We start from the raw sequence: 19328 nt of genomic DNA, 5'->3' as shown, positions 1-19328 counted from the left end.
ATCCGTGTCGGTTCGCCTGGTGCGGCATAAGCCCCTGCCTCAGGCGCCGTTCGGCGCCGTGATCGGCGCGCGATTGAAGAAATAGATGCCGTGCGGCGAACGGCCTACGGCAATCGTCTGGATCAGCTTACGCGTTGTCAGGTCGATGATGCCGACGTGCTTGGCGAAGCGGAACGTAACCCACAGATAGCGTTTGTCGGCGGAAAGTTCCATGTCGTCGGGTCCGGGCATCAAGCCGGTGATGTCGCCGACGTTGGTAAGCGAGTCTTCGTCGATGATGCTGATGGTGCTCGCCACGCGGTTCGACACCGCGACGTGCTTGCCGTCGGCCAGCGAACGGAAGTTATGCGCGCCGTTGCCCGTGTGGATCGTCTTGACGATCTTCTGGTTGCGCCAGTCGACTACCGCGACGTAATCCGCGCCGGTCATACCGATCAGCAGGTATTTCTCGCCCGGCGTCATCCACAGGCCCGCCGGCACCTTGCCGACCTTCATCTTCCACTTGACTGTTTGCGTGGCCAGGTCGATCGCGGCCAGTTCGCCCGAAACCTGCAGCGTGACGAAGACCGTCTTGCTGTCGGCAGTGAACGCCATATGGCTCGGCATGACCGCGAGCGGCAGGCGCGAGGCCAGCGTCATCTGGTTCTTCTGGCCGTCGTAGTGATAGATATCGAGACGGTCCAGACGCAGGCCGGTGGTGACCAGCCATTTGCGGTCAGGCGAGAAGCCGATCTGATATGGATCTTCGATGTTTTCGACCCACCGTTGCACCTGGCCGGTTTTCGGATCGACGAACATCAGATTGTTCGACACCGAATTCGCGACGATTAGTGACGAATTGTCCGGCGTGGCCATCAGGTGGTGCGGTTCCTTGCCCGTGGGCACGGTGCCGATGACCTGGCGGCTGGTCTCGTCGATCAGGCTCAGCGTGGCTTCGCCGGAGTTGAGCACGATCACGTTGTTGGCGTGGGCCGCCGGAGAAAAAAAACCTGCGGCAGCGACTAGCGCCGTAGCCGCGGCGAACGTGGCAGTCAAGCCGGGAAGAAAAAATTTGCGCATGAAAACTCACTTCGGAGAACAGCCATCATTGTAGAACGTTTGCCAGGGCCAGCGGTTGACGTAGGTCGCTATCCGCGCACAAGAGAAATCGGGGGCGCGATGCCGCCTACCGCCGCTCGCCGGGCGCCATCGCAATGGGCGCTCAAGCCATTCTGAAATGGCCTTCAATGAGTAGCGCGCTTGAGATTTCGAATCTCACGAAAGACACATAAATACAAGAACACACTCAGATTATAAAAATAATTATCAGATCGAATGCGACCATTCCTTGTTTAATTTATTTTCCCACACCAGCGAATCGAGCGTTAAACACACAAAAGGATTTTTCCTCGCTGCCTTCGGATTTAACTGAATTCTCGCCGCACCGCCGGATTGGACAATCCCGCAGCCTCATCGCCCACGCAATCAGCCCGGTGGACGCGCAGGCATGTCGCGGGCGTTTCGTGCGCGCAAAAACTCAAGGCATTGCCAGGAAAACCGAAACCTGCTGGCCTTTATTTTTTGTGCAATTTATCAGGGCGATGAATCCTTAATTGGCTCCCCCGCGTTGATGCGCCGTCCACTTACGCAATACCGCGGAGTTTCTAAAACAATGAATTGCAATAACCCATTGACCTGGTGTGACGCGACGCAAACGTCGCTGGCGGCACCGGCGCCGGCAAGATCGAAGACAAAGCGAGTAACGGCCCGGAAGAAAGCGATTGCCCAGGCAGTACTGCTGCTGACGGTATTGGCAGCGGGCGCGCCGGCGGCGCATGCCGCCACCATCTATTTCGCGGCGGCGCCGTTCAATCCCGCTACGGACACGAATGCGATGGCCATCGGTGCAGGCTCGATTGCAGCGGGTATCGCGGCACAGTCGGTGGGCCCCTATTCCATTGCCTACGGCATGCAGGCGAACGCGGGCGGCAGCCATTCGGCAGCACTCGGCGCGGGCTCGCAAGCGCTGAACGAAAGCTCGATTGCAATGGGCTTTCAGGCCACGGCGGCAGCCGCTTTCTCGATGGCGACGGGCGTGCAGTCGAACGCGCAGGGCTTCGGCTCGATTGCGGCAGGCGTGCAAGCGAGTGCGCTGGGCGACAAATCGAGCGCAACAGGCCTTCAGGCCGATGCCGAGGGCGACAATTCGGTCGCGACCGGCGCGCAAGCAAGGGCGATCGGCACGAGTTCTGTCGCGATCGGCTACCTGTCGACCGCGCTCGGCACGAGTGCCTTCGCGGGCGGCAATCTGGCGCTGGCGGCGGCTGACTACAGCACGGCGATCGGCAATCAGGCCTTCGCGAACGGCGTGGGGGCGATGGCATTGGGCGCGTTCGCGCAAGCGACCGGCGAGAATGCCACCGCGCTCGGCGCCAGTTCGAGTGCCTCGGGAACCGGCTCAGTTGCGCTCGGGGTTAATGCCTCTGCCTCAGGAACAGGCTCGGCCGCGCTCGGCGCCAATTCCGCAGCCTCAGGAGCAGGCGCGGCAGCACTCGGCGCCAATTCCTCTGCCTCAGGACCAGGCTCAGCTGCGCTCGGGGTTAATTCCTCTGCCTCAGGAGCAGGCTCGGCCGCGCTCGGCGCCAATTCCTCTGCCTCAGGAGCAGGCGCGGCAGCACTCGGCGCCAATTCCGCAGCCGCGGGAACAGGCGCGGCCGCGCTCGGCTCCTACGCATCCGCAGCGTCGGCCGGCAGCATCGCGATTGGTTACGCCGCCGTTGCCAACAACGCCGACTCGATTGCGCTCGGCCGTGACGCGCATGCTTCGGCGGACGGTTCGGTCGCCCTGGGCCAGGGTTCGCTGGCCGGCCGCGCCAATACCGTCTCAGTCGGCTCCGCAGGCAACGAACGGCAGGTCACGAACGTCGCAGCCGGCACCCAGGCGACCGACGCCGTCAACCTGAGCCAACTGCAAGCCGTAAGCGTAAACGCGTCACGCTATTTCAAGGCAAACGGCCTGAACGACGGAACCGACGACGCATCGGCCACCGGCGCCAACGCAGTCGCCATCGGCAGTGCGGGGCTCGCCGCGGGACAAGCGAGTGTTGCCGTCGGCACCGGTTCGCAGGCAAACGGCGATTTCAGCACGGCAATCGGCGGCTTCGCCACCGCTCAGGCGGACGGTTCCACTTCTATTGGCAATCAGGCGAGCGCAATGGCGGCCAACTCCAGCGCGCTTGGTTATCAAGCCATGGCCTCAGCCACCAACTCCACCGCACTTGGCTATCAAGCCACCGCCTCAGCCGCGAATTCCACCGCGCTCGGCTATCAATCCAGCGCGGTAGCCGCCAACTCCGTCGCACTCGGCCAGGGCTCGATAGCCGACCGGGCGCGCACCGTCTCCGTGGGCGCCGCCGGCCAGGAGCGCCAGATTACGAACGTCGCGGCGGGTGCCGCCGACACCGACGCCGTCAATGTCGCGCAGTTGAAAGCCGTGAGCGCCCAAGGCGCGGCCACCGCCGCGAAGCTCGACGGCGCGGTGATGTACGACAAGAACCCCGACGGCAGCGTGAACCGCAACAGCGTCACGCTCGGCGGCGACAACTCGGGTGGCGGCACCGTGCCCACCAGCTTCGCGGCAGGTCTGAACGCGGCGAGCGGCGGCACCATGATTCACAACCTCGCGGCGGGCGTCGCCGGGACCGACGCGGTCAACGTGGATCAGCTGAACGCGGCCATCTCGGGCGCCGTCAACAACGCCGTGGTCGATGCCGCCGATCCGTTCTTCAGCGCGCAAGGCAATCGCGATACCGAAGCCGCCGTGTCATCCGGCGCGCACGCCGTCGCCATGGGCGCGAGCGCTCAGGCCACCGCCGCCAACGCCGTCGCCATGGGTGCGAGCGCGCAGGCCACCGGCTCCAACGCCATCGCCATGGGTGCGAGCGCTCAGGCCACCGGCTCCAACGCCATCGCCATCGGCACAAGCTCGGTTGCCAGCGGCAACAATGCCACCGCGCTCGGCGCGGCGGCGAATGCTGGCGCCGACAACTCCGTCGCGCTAGGCCAGGGCTCGGTCGCCGATCGGGCGAACACGGTGTCGGTCGGCGCGGCGGGGCAGGAGCGTCAGATCACCCAGGTCGCAGCCGGCGTGCAAGCGACCGACGCCGTCAACGTCAGCCAGTTGCAGCAAAGCACCAGTGGCGCGGTCAGCCAGGCGAACAGCTATACCGACGACCAGATCCGCTCGGCTCGCCGCGACGCCTACGGCGGCACGGCATCCGCCATGGCGATGGCCGGTTTGCCGCAGGCTGTGCTACCGGGTCACGGCATGGTCGCCATGGCCGGCGGCACCTATGCCGGCCAGTCGGCGTTCGCCATTGGCGTATCGCAGCTCTCGGAAACGGGCAAGTGGGTCTACAAGCTGCAAGGCACCACGGATTCGCGCGGCCAGTTCGGCGCGTCGATCGGCGCCGGCATGCACTGGTAGGCCAAACCGGCAGGACGAGTCCGGGCAAAGGTCATGGCGGCCATGGGCCGGGGATCGATCTAGCGGGTGTCTCAGGCGCGGGTTCGAACAAAGGCCCGCGCCTTTTGCGCGTGACGTCATTCTCATAAGGCATGGCGTCGCGCGCCTTTTTATCCGTGCCGCGACCGCGTGCCGGCGCCACGTAAGCCGCCACCTCAACCGCCCGCGAGACGCTCACGAGGCGGAGCGGGCATGGCGCCTCGCCCCGCTAGTCGCGGCGATCAGCGCTGCATCGACTCCCACACCTTATGAAGGCGCTTCACCGACACCGGCATCGGCGTGCGCAATTCCTGAGCAAACAGGGAGATCCGCAACTCCTCCAACAGCCAGCGGAATTCCGACAGACGCGGATCCAGCACGCCGCCACGCTGCGCCACCGCGCGCTGATAGTTCTGCAACAGCGGCTGGAACTCGGCGTACTGACGGGCGTCGCGCGCGGGGTCCGCTTTCAGCTTGTCGATGCGCAGCGCAATCCCTTTCAGATAGCGCGGGAAATGCGCCAGTTGCGTGTACGGCGTATCGACCACGAAGCGCTTGCCGATCAGTCCGTCGAGCTGATTGTGCAGGTCCGCATGCGCCGCCGTGAACGACTTCGCCTGCACCAGCTTCTTGGTCACCGTCGCGTATTCGCTGAGAATCTGTCCGACCAGCCGGGCAATTTCCTGAGCCAGCAATGTCAGGCGGCTGCGGCCCTCGTCGCGGCGCGTGTGGAAAGTGACGTCGTCGTCGGGCAACGGGTCTTGCAGGCAGGCACGGTCGAGCGCGGTGTCGATCAATTGATCGCGCAACTCTTCCTGAGTGCCGCGCGGCATGAACTGCATCGCCATTTCGCGCAAGCCCGGCAGATTCTTTTCCAGATACTTGATCGGTTCCTTCGACTGCAACGCGAACAACCGGCGCAATCCCGCGCGATGGATCCGCGCGGCTTCGTCGGGTGAATCGAACACTTCCACGTCGCAATGCGTGGCGCGATCCACCAGCGCCGGATAGCCGAATAGCGTCTGGCCGCCGCGACGGATTTCAAGCAGCTCGGGGAGCTTGCCGAAGTTCCAGGTCGTCAGCTTTTCATACAGCGCCGTGCCCTGCGCACCGTCTTGCGGCGCGGTCTGCGGACCCGACGCCGGAGCGCCCTTGCCGCGCTGCGCCGCGGCGTTTGCCAGGCCAGACGCTTGCGACGGCGTCGCGACACTGCCGCCGCCCGCGTCCGCCAACGCCGCGCCCGCCGCGCTCGAAGCGATCTTCTGGAAATGCTGCTGCGCCTGGCCGCCGAGTTCGGCGCGCAGTTGCGACAGATTGCGGCCCATCGAGAGCTGACGCCCATGCTCGTCGACGACCTTGAAGTTCATGAACAGATGCGGCGGCAAGGTCTCCAGCTTGAAGTCCGATTGCTTCATCGCGACCTGGGTCTGCTCGCGAATATCGGCGATCAGCGACTCGAGCAAGCCGCCCGCGCCGAAGCGCGGACCACTATGCCGTTCGACGAAGCCCGCCGCGAACTCAGGCAGCGGCACGCAATGACGGCGCAGTTTCTGCGGCAGGGATTTCAGCAGCAGCTGCGCCTTCTCCTTCAGCATGCCGGGCACGAGCCATTCGCAGCGGCGCGCGTCGACCTGGTTCAGCGCATACAGCGGCACGGCGAGCGTGACGCCGTCGCGCGGCGAACCCGGTTCGAAGTGATAGGTGAGCGCCATCTCGACGCCCGCCATCGTCATCCGTTTCGGGAACAGGTCGGTGGTCACGCCGGCGGCTTCGTGCCGCATCAGGTCGTCACGCGACAGATACAGCAGGCGCAACTTGTCTTCCGGCTGACCGCTCTTTTTCACCTCGTCGCGATACCAGCGCTCGAACGACGCGCCGGTATAAATGCCCTTCGGCAGCGCCTGATCGTAGTAGGCAAAAATCAGCTCGTCGTCGACCAGCACGTCCTGACGGCGCGACTTGTGTTCGAGCTGCTCGATATCGGCAAGCAGCTTGCGGTTGTGCGCGAAGAACGCGAGCTTCGTATCGAACTCGCCTTCCACCAGCGCGCCGCGAATGAACAGCTCGCGGGCGCGCGCCGGATCCTGTTTGCCGAAGCTCACGCGCCGCCGGTGATAGATCGGCAGGCCATACAGCACCGCGCGCTCGAATGCCGAGACCTGCGCCGCGCGTTTTTCCCAATGCGGCTCGGAAAGCGACTTCTTCAACAGATGCGAGCCGATCTTCTCGATCCACTCCGGCTCGATCTTCGCGATGCAACGCGCGTACAGCCGGCTCGTCTCGACCAGTTCGGCGGCCATCACCCACTTGCCGGCTTTCTTCACCAGCGCCGAGCCCGGCCACAGATAAAACTTGATGCTGCGCGCGCCGAGGTAATACGGTTCGTCGTCGGCTTTCAGGCCGATGTTGCCGAGCAAACCGGTCAGCAGCGCGAGATGGATCTGCTCGAAGGTCGCTTCCGCTTCGTTCAAGCGCCAGCCGTGCTCACGCACCACCGTGAGCAGTTGCGAGTGCACATCGCGCCACTCGCGAAGACGCAGCTGCGACAGGAAGTTCTTGCGGCACTCCTCGTGCAATTGTTTGTTCGACTTCTTGTGCGCGATCGCTTCTTCGAACCAGTTCCAGATTTTCAGCCACTGCAAGAATTCCGAACGCTCGTCGGCGAACCGGCGATGCGCCTGATCGGCCTGCTCCTGCGCTTCGATCGGCCGGTCGCGCGGATCCTGCACAGACAGGGCGCTGGCGATGATCAACACTTCCTTGAGCGCCTGCTGGTCGCGTGCAGCCAGAATCATCCGGCCGACGCGCGGGTCGAGCGGCAGGCGCGCGAGTTCGCGGCCGAGCGGCGTGAGCTGGTTGTCGTCGTCGACGGCGCCGAGTTCGTTGAGCAGCTGATAACCGTCGGCGATGGCGCGGCCCGGCGGCGGTTCGATGAACGGGAACGTCTCGATCGCCGTCAGATGCAGCGACTTCATCCGTAAAATCACCGAGGCCAGCGACGAGCGCAGAATCTCCGGATCCGTGAAACGCACGCGGCCCTGGTAGTCGCTTTCTTCGTACAGGCGAATGCAGATGCCGTCGGCGACCCGGCCGCAACGCCCGGCCCGCTGATTGGCGGCGGCCTGCGAGATCGACTCGACCTGCAACTGCTCGACCTTGTTGCGATACGAGTACCGCTTCACCCGCGCGAGCCCGGTGTCGACCACGTAGCGAATGCCCGGCACCGTCAGCGAGGTTTCGGCAACGTTGGTGGCCAGCACGATACGCCGCGCGTTCGACGTGCGGAACACGCGCTCCTGTTCGGCCGCGGAAAGACGGGCGAACAGCGGCAGAATTTCCGTATGCGGCGGATGGTGCTTGCGCAGCGCCTCGGCGGCGTCGCGAATTTCGCGCTCACCGGGCAGGAACACGAGCACGTCGCCCGGACCTTCGCGGCAGAGTTCGTCGACGGCGTCGACGATGGCTTCCATCAGATCGCGATCGGTTTCGCGCTGGGTTTTCGGCCGCTCGCCTCGCGGCGCGGAGGAAGACGCGTTGCCTTCGGCGGCCTTCACCGCGGGGCTGTCTTCCGCGACGGGCCGGTAGCGCACCTCGACCGGATAAAGCCGCCCGCTCACTTCGATGACCGGCGCGGGCTTCTCTTCGCTGCCGAAGTGGCGCGCGAAACGGTCCGCGTCGATCGTCGCCGAGGTCACGATCAGCTTCAGATCGGGACGCTTGACGAGAATTTCCTTCAGATAGCCGAGCAGAAAGTCGATGTTCAGGCTGCGCTCGTGCGCCTCGTCGATGATCAGCGTGTCATACGCTTTCAGCAACGGATCGGTCTGCGTTTCGGCGAGCAGGATACCGTCGGTCATCAGCTTGACGGAGGCGCCCGGCGACAGATTGTCGGTAAAGCGCACCTTGTAGCCGACCACCTCGCCGAACGGCGTGCCGAGTTCTTCGGCGATGCGGCGGCCCGTCGCCGAAGCGGCGATCCGGCGCGGCTGCGTGTGGCCGATCAGACCGGAGCCGCCCGCACCGAGCCCGCGGCCGAGTTCGAGGCAGATCTTCGGCAGCTGGGTGGTTTTACCGGAGCCGGTCTCGCCGCAGACGATCACGACCTGATTCTGCGCGATCGCCTTGGCGATTTCCTCGCGGCGGCCCGATACGGGCAACGCTTCTGGATAGGTGATCGGCGGAATCGGATTGGGCTCGACGACACGCGGTGCGCGCGCGGCGCGGGGCGGCGCTTGCTCGCGGCGCGACCCGCCGTCTCGCGAGTCCGCTTGACGTGGCCGGTCGCCACGAGCGGCGCTTTTCTGCTGGTTCGCGCCAGACGCGCTCTGCTGCCGCGCACGCCCGGGGTTGTGGTCTGACCTTCGGCCTTCCCTGCCCTCACGCGGCTGCGGCTCGCCACTTCCAGTGGGTTTTGCCACCTCGCCACTTTCATGATTGCGGGCTTCGCGGCGCGGATGATTTCTCTGCGCCGACGCTTGCGCATTTTCCGCGGCGCGCCGCGGCTCGCGCGCCGTGTGCGGCGCGTTCGGTTCGGCGTCCGGTGCTGTGCGGCGTGCGGCGTCGCCGGCCTTCGGTTGATCGGCGGCCGGCGCCGGATTCTCGTTCGCCGCAGCGGGACTTTTGGGTACATTCGACATGGGGGCGCATTATAATCCCCGGCATGAATTCCCAAACCGACCTCGTCCCCGCGCCCGCGAGCGCTCCGGCCCCCGCCGGAGCAACGGAAAACCTCGCACAGCACGCGCAATTCGTCGACTGGATGCGCTCAGTCGCCCCTTACATCCATGCGTTCCGTAACAAGACGTTTGTTGTCGGTTTCGGCGGCGAGGTGGTGCATCAGGGGCTCCTGAATGCGCTCGTGTCCGATATCGCGCTGCTGCAGGCCATGGGCATCCAGATCGTACTGGTGCATGGCTCGCGGCCGCAGGTCGAAGAGCAGATGAGCCTGCACGGCGTGGAGTCCGAGTTTTCGCACGGCATGCGCATTACCGACGCGCGCGCATTGGAGTCCGCAAAAGAGGCGGCCGGCGAAGTGCGTCTGGATATCGAGGCCGCGATCAGCCAGGGTCTGCCGAATACGCCCATGGCGCACGCGCACATCAGCGTGGTGTCGGGCAACTTCGTGACGGCGCGGCCGGTCGGCATTCTGGACGGTGTCGATTTCGCCCACACCGGTGTGGTGCGCAAGATCGACGCCGATTCGATCCGTCACTCGCTCGCGAGCCGCAAACTGGTGCTGCTCTCGCCGCTCGGCTTCTCGCCCACCGGCGAGGCCTTCAATCTGGCCATGGAAGACGTCGCGTCCGCCGCGGCGATCGCGCTGCGCGCCGACAAGATCGTGTTCCTGACCGAAACGCCGGGACTGATGGAAGCCGGCGAAGACGGCCCCGTACTGGTGCGCGAACTCTCGCTCGACGACGCCTACAAGCTGCACGAAAGCGGCGAGGTCACCGGCGACGCCGGCTTCTATCTGAAGCACTCGATTCGCGCCTGCCGCGGCGGCGTGGCGCGGGCGCACATCATCCCTTACGCGCTCGACGGCAGCCTGCTGCTCGAACTGTTCCTGCATGACGGCGTGGGCACGATGATCTCGTACGAGAATCTGGAAAGCCTGCGCGAAGCCACGCCGGACGACGTCGGCGGCATTCTCGCGCTGATCGAGCCGCTCGAATCGGACGGCACGCTGGTGCGGCGCGGCCGCCACCAGATCGAGCGCGACATCGACCATTTCTCGGTGATCGAGCACGATGGCGTGCTGTTCGGCTGCGCGGCGCTGTATCCGTACACGTCCGAGCGCATCGGCGAAATGGCGTGCCTCACGGTCTCGCCCGAAGCGCAAGGCACCGGCGACGGCGAGCGCCTGTTGAAGCGCATCGAGCAGCGCGCGCGGGCGCGCGGCCTGACGCGCATTTTCGTGCTCACCACGCGTACCGAGCATTGGTTCCTCAAGCGCGGTTTCGTCAAGGTCACCGTCGACGATTTGCCGGAAGACCGCCGCAGACTCTATAACTGGCAGCGCAAGTCGCTCGTGCTGATGAAACAGCTCTGAGCGGCCCTATATAGCAACTGCCTGTCCGGCATCGACACATCAACCCATTTTTACGGGACCGGAGTCAGTGCTGAAGCACTCACCCGGTCGACAAAGGAGAAGCACAGCATGACTCGTATGGTTCAATGCGCGAAGCTCGGCAAGGAAGCCGAAGGCCTCGATTTCCCGCCGCTGCCGGGCGAACTCGGCAAGCGGATCTACGAAAGCATTTCGAAGGAAGCCTGGCAGGCCTGGTTGAAGCAGCAAACCATGCTGATCAACGAAAACCGCCTGAACATGGCTGATCCGCGCGCACGCCAATATCTGATGAAGCAGACCGAAAAGTTCTTCTTCGGCGAAGGCGCGGATACGGCGCAAGGTTACGTGCCGCCTTCGGCGTAATCGAGCGCTTTCGCGCTTCAGGGCCGCATCACCGAAATCCGCGCCGCGTGCGCGGATTTTTTTCGTCCGCGCCGCTGCAAATCCGCTCCATCACGCAACGTTCGTTTGATCGCTCGAACGAAGCGGCAAAATTCTCCAAACGGTACATTTCAGGCCATTTTTAAGCCGCTTCTTCAGACCGCCAGGATCCGCCCAATCCCCCGCCCCGCAAGGGATTGAACGCCCCCGCCCAAGTCCCCCGCGGACACCCGGTTTGCACGATCCTCCGCTATCGTGCTATTATGTGCATCGTTCCAACAGCATTTCACCTTCATTCACGTTCTCTTCAATCTGGCGCGCAGTGCGTACACAGTGCGCATGGCAATGTGTTGCCACTCCGAATTGAACAGTTTTTATACAAGAAGGCTTGTCGGTCGTTTCCCGTCGCATGTCTCGGCATGAGCGGCGAATACAGCACCGGCCTTTTTCGTTTCAAGCCTTCCAGCGGCGCGTGGGCCAGCTTTCAGCCACCCAGCGTCCTCATGCATCTGCCCCCCTTCCACGGCCACGCAGGTGCAACAGTCAGCACAATCTAGACGAGTGTTTTTTCGCGACCTGTCTCGCGAGGCACGGGCGTTGTGTTTTTTTCGCGCCCAACTCTGTCGCCCTTCGACGGTGACGAAGACGCCTTTCGCCTTGCTCGCGACACTTCACTTCCCAGCAACCGTGGCGGAACGTTCATGCGCATCATGAGTTTCGTCGCAGTCATTGGAGTTTTCACCTTGACCGCTTCCAGCAACGGCTTCTGGCGACATCACAAAGAAGAACAACGCCTCTCTCTGGACGACATCACCGTCGTCGACAAATCTCTCCTCAAGCGGGCCGTCGGCGCCATGGCGCTCGGCAACGCGATGGAATGGTTCGATTTCGGCGTGTACAGCTATATCGCTGTCACGCTCGGCAAAGTGTTCTTTCCGTCAGCGAGCCCCGCGGCGCAGCTGATCGCCACCTTCGGCACGTTCGCCGCGGCGTTCCTCGTGCGGCCGGTCGGCGGCATGGTGTTCGGGCCGCTCGGCGATCGCATCGGCCGACAACGCGTGCTGGCGATGACCATGATCATGATGGCACTCGGCACCTTCGCGATCGGCCTGATCCCCAGCTACGCGAGTATCGGCATTTTCGCGCCGGTGCTGCTGCTGGTGGCGCGTCTGGTGCAAGGCTTCTCGACCGGCGGCGAGTACGGCGGCGCGGCGACCTTCATCGCCGAATTCTCGACGGACAAGCGCCGCGGCTTCATGGGCAGCTTCCTCGAGTTCGGCACGCTGATCGGCTACGTGCTCGGCGCGGGCACGGTGGCCGTGCTGACCGCGACGCTCTCCAACGAGGCGCTGCTCTCATGGGGCTGGCGTGTGCCGTTCCTGATCGCGGGTCCGCTGGGTCTGGTGGGTCTCTACATCCGGATGAAGCTCGAAGAAACGCCTGCGTTCAAGAAGCAGGCGGAACAACGCGAAGCCGAAGACAAGGCGCTGCCCAAGCAGTCGTTCCGCGAATTGCTCATGCAGCAATGGAAGCCGCTTCTGCTGTGCGTTGGCCTCGTGCTGATCTTCAACGTCACTGATTACATGGCGCTTTCGTATCTGCCGAGCTATCTGTCGGCCACGCTGCACTTCAACGAAACGCATGGCCTGTTCCTCGTGCTGCTCGTCATGGTGCTGATGATGCCGATGACGCTCGCCGCCGGCCGCCTGTCCGACACGATCGGCCGCAAGCCGGTCATGCTGTTCGGTTGCGTGGGTCTGTTCGCGCTGTCGATTCCCGCCCTGCTGCTGATCCGCATGGGCACGGTGCTGCCGGTGTTCGGCGGCCTGATGATTCTCGGCGTGCTGCTGTCGTGCTTTACCGGCGTGATGCCGTCGGCGCTGCCGGCGCTGTTCCCGACCAGGATCCGCTACGGCGCGCTCGCGATCGGCTTCAATATTTCGGTGTCGCTGTTCGGCGGGACGACGCCGCTCGTCACGGCGTGGCTGGTGAACAGCACCGGCAATCTGATGATGCCCGCGTACTATCTGATGGGCGCTTCGCTGATCGGTGTCGTCTCGGTGCTCGCGCTGCGCGAGACCGCCCGTAAGCCGCTGCTCGGCTCGGGCCCGTGCGTGGCGACGCGTGCGGAAGCGCATGCCGTGCTGCGTGGCGAGCGTGAAGCCGCGGAGATCGACGAAGGCTATGCGGCAACCGCCACCGCGCGTGCCTGAGCACGCGGTGCGCCCCGGTTAGCGCAAACTGAGTTGTGAGAACGGGTCGGCAAAGATTTGCCGGCCCGTTTTTTATGGCACCAGCGAATCGAAGCTCGCGCTTGCGCTCGCCCCTTCGACGATCAGGATTGCGGCCGAAACCGGCAGTTTGAAACGCCGTGGCCCGGCGCTGCCCGGATTGACGAACAGCACGCCGTCGCGCTCGCTGATCGACGGTTTGTGCGAATGGCCCGTCACCACCACGCCGATTCCCAGGCTGCGCGGATCGGCGCCCACATCGGCGATATCGTGCACGACGAGAATCGCCACCTGCTGCACGGTGAGCGTGACGTGCGTCGGCAGCGACACGGCCCAGCCGCCGGTGTCATTGTTGCCGCGCACGGCCGTGACCGGCGCAATTTGTGTTAGCGCTTCGAGCACGGCCGGGTTGCAGATATCGCCCGCGTGGATGATCGCGTCGCAACCGGCGAGATAGCGCAATGCCTCCGGGCGTACGAGGTTGTGCGTATCGGAAATCAGGCCGATTCTTGTGCGGGTGGTGGGTTGATCGCGCGAAGTCATGTTGGCAGTATCGGGCAAATGGGTGAGACGTGTGCGCGGTCGTTTCGCTCATGCGGAGGTGGGCCTTGAACCGCTCCGAACGCAACGAGCGGCTAAGAACTGCGATGACGCGCCGCAAGTCGCGGCGAACCCTCGCGCTCAATCCGCCGCCTGCCGCTCCACGATCTCACGCGCCGCAACCTGCGCCGGCCGCGTCGCGTTGAGCATCCGCCTCGTCGCGCCATGCACGAGGATCGAAACCACCGCCGCGCACAGAAAGCTCAGCCACACGCCGTACCGCGGCAGCATGCTCGCGGTCACGGCGAAGAATGCCGCGAACGAGGCACGGCCGATCACCATGCCGCGCATCAGCAACGCGACGAAGTCCGCGCCGTGCGCGCGCTGCGCCGAGACCGCGAGCACGATGCCGAGCAAAGGAAACACTGAGAGCAGCCCGCTCCATGTCGCGCCCATCGACGCGGACAGAGTGGTCACCGCGACCGTCAGCAGCGCGCCGGCGAGCATGCGCACAGCGAGGTCGCCGAGTCCGAGGCGCGCCGCCGGTATGTGACCGCTCACGCGCGGCAAGCCGCTTTGCGACACCGCCACGGCCACGCAGGCCGCCACCGCCGCGCATGCGAGGCCGGCGGGAAGCTGCGTCAGCAAACTTGCCACGCCGACCCAACCCACCATCCCTACAACCAGCGCGAGGGGCCACGCAGAGCGCCGGCAGGTCCACGCGTAGGCGAAATTGAACGCTTCCGATGCGGCGATCGCCGCAATCGAGGCCGCCGACGCTTGCGCCGCGAACGGCGAACCGCGCTCCAGCGCAAGCAGCAAGACAATCGGCCCGGCAACGACCGGCAGCCCCGCGAGCCACCCCGCCACCGTCGGCCCCCATATGCGGCCCGCCACCGTCAGCGCGGCGAGAAACGCGGGCACCAGCACGAGTTTGAGCGCGAGCAGCATGCCTATGCTTCCTGCTTGTAGTCGATGCTTCCAGATAAGCAGGGCAAGCTAATTCCCATCACGACATTCCCTCTCAAAGACAATCGCCTGCTCATGCGAGTCGGCAGCACAGGCTCGTTCCCGGCGAATAACGGTGCCGCCGCTTATCCGCCAGCGCAACGCCGTTGGATACCCGGCCACCCGAAACGACGATCCCGCTACTGGCGTCACGTCGAGTTCCTCGGTGCCTGGATCATCTTCCAGCCATTGCCGGCAGGGTCGCGAAAACCGGCATCGACGCTGCCGAAGCGGTCCACCGGCTCCTGGGTGAATTCCACGCCGCGCGCTTTCAGGCGGGCGTAGCTCGCACGGCAATCGTCCACGGAGAGAACCAGAGGCGGCATCGCCCCTTTGGCGACCATGGCGCGCAAGGTTTGCGCGGTGGCTTCGTCGTGGATGGGCGGGCCGGGTGTGAACAGCCCGAGCTGAAACGCGGGCTGATCGGGATGCTGGACCGTGAGCCAGCGATAAGCGCCGTTGCGCACGTCCGTGTGGACACGAAATCCGAGCTTGTCGACGTAGAAAGTGAGCGCTTCGTCCTGGTTGTCGACGTACAGGCCCACCACATTGATACCCTCGTTCATGACACCTCCCTGGTTGATGGCCAGACTGTATCGTCGGCCGCGCGGCGGCGCTTCTCCGAAACTGCGGTGGTGAGATCGGGGCGCTGCGCGGCCTTCGCCACGCAGGCGGGCATGCGGTCAAGTCGCGGCATGTTGGCCTGGCTCTCGACGCGCATGGCGCTGGGGCTTTTCCCGGTGATGTCGTGGAAGATTCTGCCGAAGGTCCCCAGGCTCTCCCAGCCGGTGGCAAAGGCAATTTCCGTGATGCTGAGCCCGGTGTCGCGCAACAGGGTGACGGCCTGCTCGATGCGGCGCGTCAGCAGGTAGCGGTGCGGCGGAACCCCGAAGGCCCGCTTGAAGGAGCGCGCGAAATGAGCTTGCGTGACGCCGCTCACCTCGGCAAGGCGCTTGACGGGCCAAGCCTCGTGCGACGCGGCGTCCATGCGGTCCTTGGCGCGCAGCAGCCGGCGCAGCAGGACCGGATCTTGCAACGCGTCAGCGCCGCCCGGTGCGGGGGACGAGGCAAGCGGCCGGGCGCGAGGGTCTTTGCGAGGAGGCATGAGTCCGGGAGGGCTGACGGAATGCGTAGTTTAGGCTCGCGCGAGCGCTTCGTGGGCGCGAACTTGGGCGCGTGCAGAAGTGCTGGAGCCACAGCGTCGGCTGCATTCGGGCAGGAAGCGGCGGCGCATCGCCATGCCGAGTCGGCCACGTGATGCTTGATGCACTTCGCCGCCTACAACCTACAATTTGAACGCGCGCCCCTCCTTGTGCGGTACGGTTGCATAAATTGAAAGACGGCAGTTGAAAGACGGCGGGCACCGCACCTTCGCGGCGTTCGCGGCCCCGTCGGAATCGAACCGGGCCGCCTGCGGATCGCGGGCCGTCCAACATTGGGGTAATGCAGGTGTTTGCGTGACTGTTTTACCGCCCTGCACGAGCGCGGCGAACCGGCCGGATGCCGCGCTTGCGTTCGCGTCGGCGTATGAGCGCTGCGGGCATCGCGTAACAGGCGATGCAAGCGGCACCTTAAGAAAAAGATTGAGGTCACCATGTACAGACAATCGACATCGCCGGGTTTCATCGCCGTCATCACGTTGCTGTTCACTGCGCTCACCGCGCTCTATCTGCTGATAGGCGGGGCATGGCTGCTCTCGCTCGGCGGCTCCGCGTATTACGTCGTGACCGGCATCGTGCTGCTCGGTGTGAGCTGGCTGCTGTACCGTCGCAGCGCCGCGGCGCTCGCGCTCTACGCGCTTGTGCTAGTCGGCACTGCGGTCTGGGCGCTGTGGGAGTCGGGCCCCGACTTCTGGGCGCTCGCGCCGCGCTCCGGCGTGCTCGTCGTGTTCGGCGTGTGGCTGTTGCTGCTCGTGAGCCGGCGCCTCGACGCGCCGCGCAAGCTCGGCGTGACGTCGCTCATCGGCGCGCTCGTGATCTGGGCCGGCGTGCTCGTCTATGCGAGCTTCAACGATCCGCAGACGCTCAACGGCACGCTGAGCGCGGCGGCCACGACGCCCGCGGCCAACCCGAACGGTATCGATCCGTCCGACTGGCCCGCGTATGGCCGCACCCAGGAAGGCACGCGCTATTCGCCGCTGCAGCAGATCACGCCCGAGAACGTCAAGAACCTGCAGGTGGCCTGGACCTTCCGCACCGGCGACATGAAAGGTCCGAACGACCCCGTCGAAATCACCAATGAAGTCACGCCGATCAAGATCGGCAATCTGCTGTATCTGTGCTCGCCTCACCAGATCCTGTTCGCGCTCGATGCAAAGACGGGTGAGCAGAAATGGAAGTTCGATCCGAAGCTGCGGGCCGACCCGTCGTTCCAGCACGTGACCTGTCGCGGCGTGTCGTATCTCGACCTCTCGGCCAGCGCCACGACCGTGCAGCCCGCCACGCCCACGAGCGACGCCGCCGCGGCAGCCACGGTGGCGTCCGCGGCCAATGGCGCGTGTACGCGCCGCATCTATCTGCCTGTCAACGACGGCCACCTGTACGCGCTCGATGCGCAGACGGGCGAGCGCTGCGCGGGCTTCGGCAACAACGGCGACCTCGATCTGCAACACGCGCAGCCGGTCACGACGCCGGGCATGTACGAGCCGACCTCGCCGCCGATCGTGACGAACACGGCAATCATCGTGGCGGGCGCGGTGGAAGACAACTTCTCGACGCGCGAGCCTTCCGGCGTGATCCGCGGCTTCGACGTGCGCACCGGCCAGTTGCTGTGGGCATTCGATCCGGGCGCGCAAGACCCGAACAAGATTCCGGGCGCGGGCGAAAACTACACCATCAATTCGCCGAACTCGTGGGCGCCCTCCGCCTACGACGCGAAACTCGACCTCATCTATTTGCCGATGGGCGTGACGACGCCGGACATCTGGGGTGGTAACCGCACGGCCTTGCAGGAGCGCTATGCGAGCGGCCTGCTGGCGCTGCATGCGTCGACGGGCAAGCTGGCGTGGTTCTACCAGACCGCGCACCACGATCTGTGGGACATGGACCAGCCCTCGCAGCCCACGCTCGCCGATATTACCGGCAAGGACGGCAAGACCGTACCGGTCGTGTATGCGCCCGCCAAGACCGGCAACCTGTTCGTGCTGGACCGCCGTACCGGCGCGCTGGTCGTGCCCGCGCCCGAAACGCCGGTGCCGCAGGGCGCCGCGCCCGGCGATCATGTTTCGCCCACGCAGCCGTTTTCCGATCTCACGTTCCGTCCAAAGAACCTGCTCACCGACGCCGACATGTGGGGCGCGACGATGTTCGACCAGCTCGTGTGCCGCGTGATGTTCCACAAGCTGCGGTATGAAGGCACGTTCACGCCGCCTTCGCTGCAAGGCACGCTGGTGTTTCCAGGCAACCTCGGCATGTTCGAATGGGGCGGCATTGCCGTCGACACCGATCGTCAGCTCGCCATCGCCAATCCGATCGCCCTGCCCTTCGTCTCCCGTCTGATCCCGCGCGGCCCCGGCAATCCGACGGAGCCGGAACCGGGCGCAAAAGGCAGCGGCACGGAAGCGGGCATCCAGCCGCAATATGGCTTGCCGTACGGCGTGACGCTGAACCCGTTCCTCTCGCCGCTCGGTCTGCCATGCAAACAGCCGGCGTGGGGCTATATTTCGGCGATCGATCTGAAGACCAACGAGATCGTGTGGAAGAAGCGCATCGGCACAGTGCGCGACAGTTCGCCGATTCCGCTGCCGTTCAAGATGGGCATGCCGATGCTCGGCGGGCCGATCGTGACGGCGGGCGGCGTCGCGTTCATCGGTGCGACCGCGGACAACTATATCCGCGGGTTCGATGTCAACAACGGCAAGGAAGTGTGGCGCGCGCGTCTGCCCGCGGGCGGCCAGGCCACGCCGATGAGCTATTCGATCGATGGCCGCCAGTACATCCTGATCGCCGCGGGCGGCCACGGGTCGTTCGGCACCAAGCTTGGCGATTATGTGATCGCGTACGCGCTGCCGCAGTAGCGCAGTAGATCGGGCGCGGGTCACAACGTGATCCGCGCCCTTTGAAGAAGGCTTTTGGAACGTTACGGAGGATATCGTAAGGAGTCCATGATCCCCGCCAGTCATCGCAAAATGGTCATTCGTGAAGACGCGTAACCTCACGTCATGCCTTTGCGCTGACAGGCAAATATCTACCCGGCAAGAAAGCTTTAGTAAGCGCTTCGCCTTAAGGCTATCTAATCCCGTTTTGGCAACCGGGACTCGAGCTCTAACATGCGCAGCAAGGCTGCTTTGTCGTTTTGATATTAAGAGTGGGACAAGAAAGGAAACCAGAACATGAATTGTCGCGTACGCCAGATCCCGGTATCAGGAGCAAATGTGAGGTGGCTGCTGTTGATCGCCGCGCTCGCGGGAACCAGCGGATTGCAAGGTTGCTCGACTACGCTCGAAACGTTTGGACTAGGGGCTGGATTGGGCATCGGCGTAGGCGTGATTGGCGCTGTGGGCACGATCGCGTGCGCGATCGGTTGTGAGCGCAACCACGGATTTTGACGGGTCTCGCGAGGATCCAACGCGAGCGGCCCATGCCGAAGCATCCGGCACGGCCGCTCTCCGAAGTACTCA

11 protein-coding genes are annotated in these 19328 nt (G+C 64.6%); 5 read left to right on the top strand and 6 right to left on the bottom strand.

Translation table 11 applies throughout. The annotated features are described in order from the left end of the window. Positions 1–39: 39 nt before the first annotated feature. On the bottom strand, positions 40–1059 hold the full coding sequence (locus P0D70_RS30730) for a YVTN family beta-propeller repeat protein (RefSeq protein ID WP_408187247.1): 1020 nt from the start codon (positions 1057–1059) through the stop codon (positions 40–42). A 592-nt stretch (positions 1060–1651) separates the two neighbouring features. Between P0D70_RS30730 and P0D70_RS30725 the strand changes: the two genes are divergently transcribed. Further along, on the top strand, positions 1652–4465 hold the full coding sequence (locus P0D70_RS30725; RefSeq protein WP_408187246.1) for a YadA family autotransporter adhesin: 2814 nt from the start codon (positions 1652–1654) through the stop codon (positions 4463–4465). Positions 4466–4725: 260 nt separating this feature from the next. On the opposite strand, the gene hrpA is transcribed toward P0D70_RS30725, so the two are convergent. Then, positions 4726–9120, bottom strand: a complete 4395-nt coding sequence (gene hrpA / locus P0D70_RS30720) for an ATP-dependent RNA helicase HrpA (protein ID WP_408187245.1) — start codon at positions 9118–9120, stop codon at positions 4726–4728. Between the two features lie 23 nt (positions 9121–9143). Here hrpA and argA point away from each other — a divergent pair, with 23 nt between their 5' ends. From argA to proP, 3 genes are all read left to right on the top strand, one after another. After that, positions 9144–10532 (top strand): amino-acid N-acetyltransferase, encoded by a 1389-nt coding sequence (gene argA, locus P0D70_RS30715; RefSeq protein ID WP_091792853.1) that lies wholly within the window; start codon positions 9144–9146, stop codon positions 10530–10532. Between the two features lie 108 nt (positions 10533–10640). Beyond that, complete coding sequence (locus tag P0D70_RS30710) at positions 10641–10913, top strand: oxidative damage protection protein (protein ID WP_007181244.1); 273 nt, start codon at positions 10641–10643, stop codon at positions 10911–10913. 728 nt (positions 10914–11641) lie between these two features. Further along, a complete protein-coding gene (gene proP / locus P0D70_RS30705; RefSeq protein ID WP_408187252.1) occupies positions 11642–13144 on the top strand; it encodes a glycine betaine/L-proline transporter ProP in 1503 nt (500 codons plus the stop codon). A 72-nt stretch (positions 13145–13216) separates the two neighbouring features. Here proP and P0D70_RS30700 read toward each other — a convergent pair whose 3' ends face one another. The 4 genes from P0D70_RS30700 to P0D70_RS30685 all read right to left on the bottom strand — a co-directional run bounded on the left by P0D70_RS30700 (position 13217) and on the right by P0D70_RS30685 (position 15815). Next, positions 13217–13705 carry a metallophosphoesterase family protein gene (locus tag P0D70_RS30700; RefSeq protein ID WP_408187244.1) on the bottom strand — a complete coding sequence of 163 codons (489 nt, stop codon included), beginning with the start codon at positions 13703–13705 and terminating at the stop codon, positions 13217–13219. 138 nt (positions 13706–13843) lie between these two features. Further along, positions 13844–14653, bottom strand: a complete 810-nt coding sequence (locus tag P0D70_RS30695; protein WP_408187243.1) for a hypothetical protein — start codon at positions 14651–14653, stop codon at positions 13844–13846. A gap of 206 nt (positions 14654–14859) precedes the next feature. Further along, positions 14860–15276 (bottom strand): VOC family protein, encoded by a 417-nt coding sequence (locus tag P0D70_RS30690; RefSeq protein WP_091792851.1) that lies wholly within the window; start codon positions 15274–15276, stop codon positions 14860–14862. Then, positions 15273–15815 (bottom strand): helix-turn-helix domain-containing protein, encoded by a 543-nt coding sequence (locus P0D70_RS30685; RefSeq protein ID WP_408187242.1) that lies wholly within the window; start codon positions 15813–15815, stop codon positions 15273–15275. The genes P0D70_RS30690 and P0D70_RS30685 overlap by 4 nt, the downstream gene beginning before the upstream one ends. A gap of 489 nt (positions 15816–16304) precedes the next feature. On the opposite strand from P0D70_RS30685, the gene P0D70_RS30680 reads away from it, so the two are divergent. Next, positions 16305–18725, top strand: a complete 2421-nt coding sequence (locus P0D70_RS30680; protein WP_408187241.1) for a glucose/quinate/shikimate family membrane-bound PQQ-dependent dehydrogenase — start codon at positions 16305–16307, stop codon at positions 18723–18725. The last annotated feature ends 603 nt before the right edge of the window (positions 18726–19328 follow it).

It is taken from the genome of Paraburkholderia sp. RL17-381-BIF-C (assembly GCF_046026435.1).
Classification (GTDB): Bacteria; Pseudomonadota; Gammaproteobacteria; order Burkholderiales; family Burkholderiaceae; genus Paraburkholderia.
The sequence above is the reverse complement of the archived record's forward strand: the minus strand, read 5'-3'. Positions and strand labels throughout refer to the sequence as shown.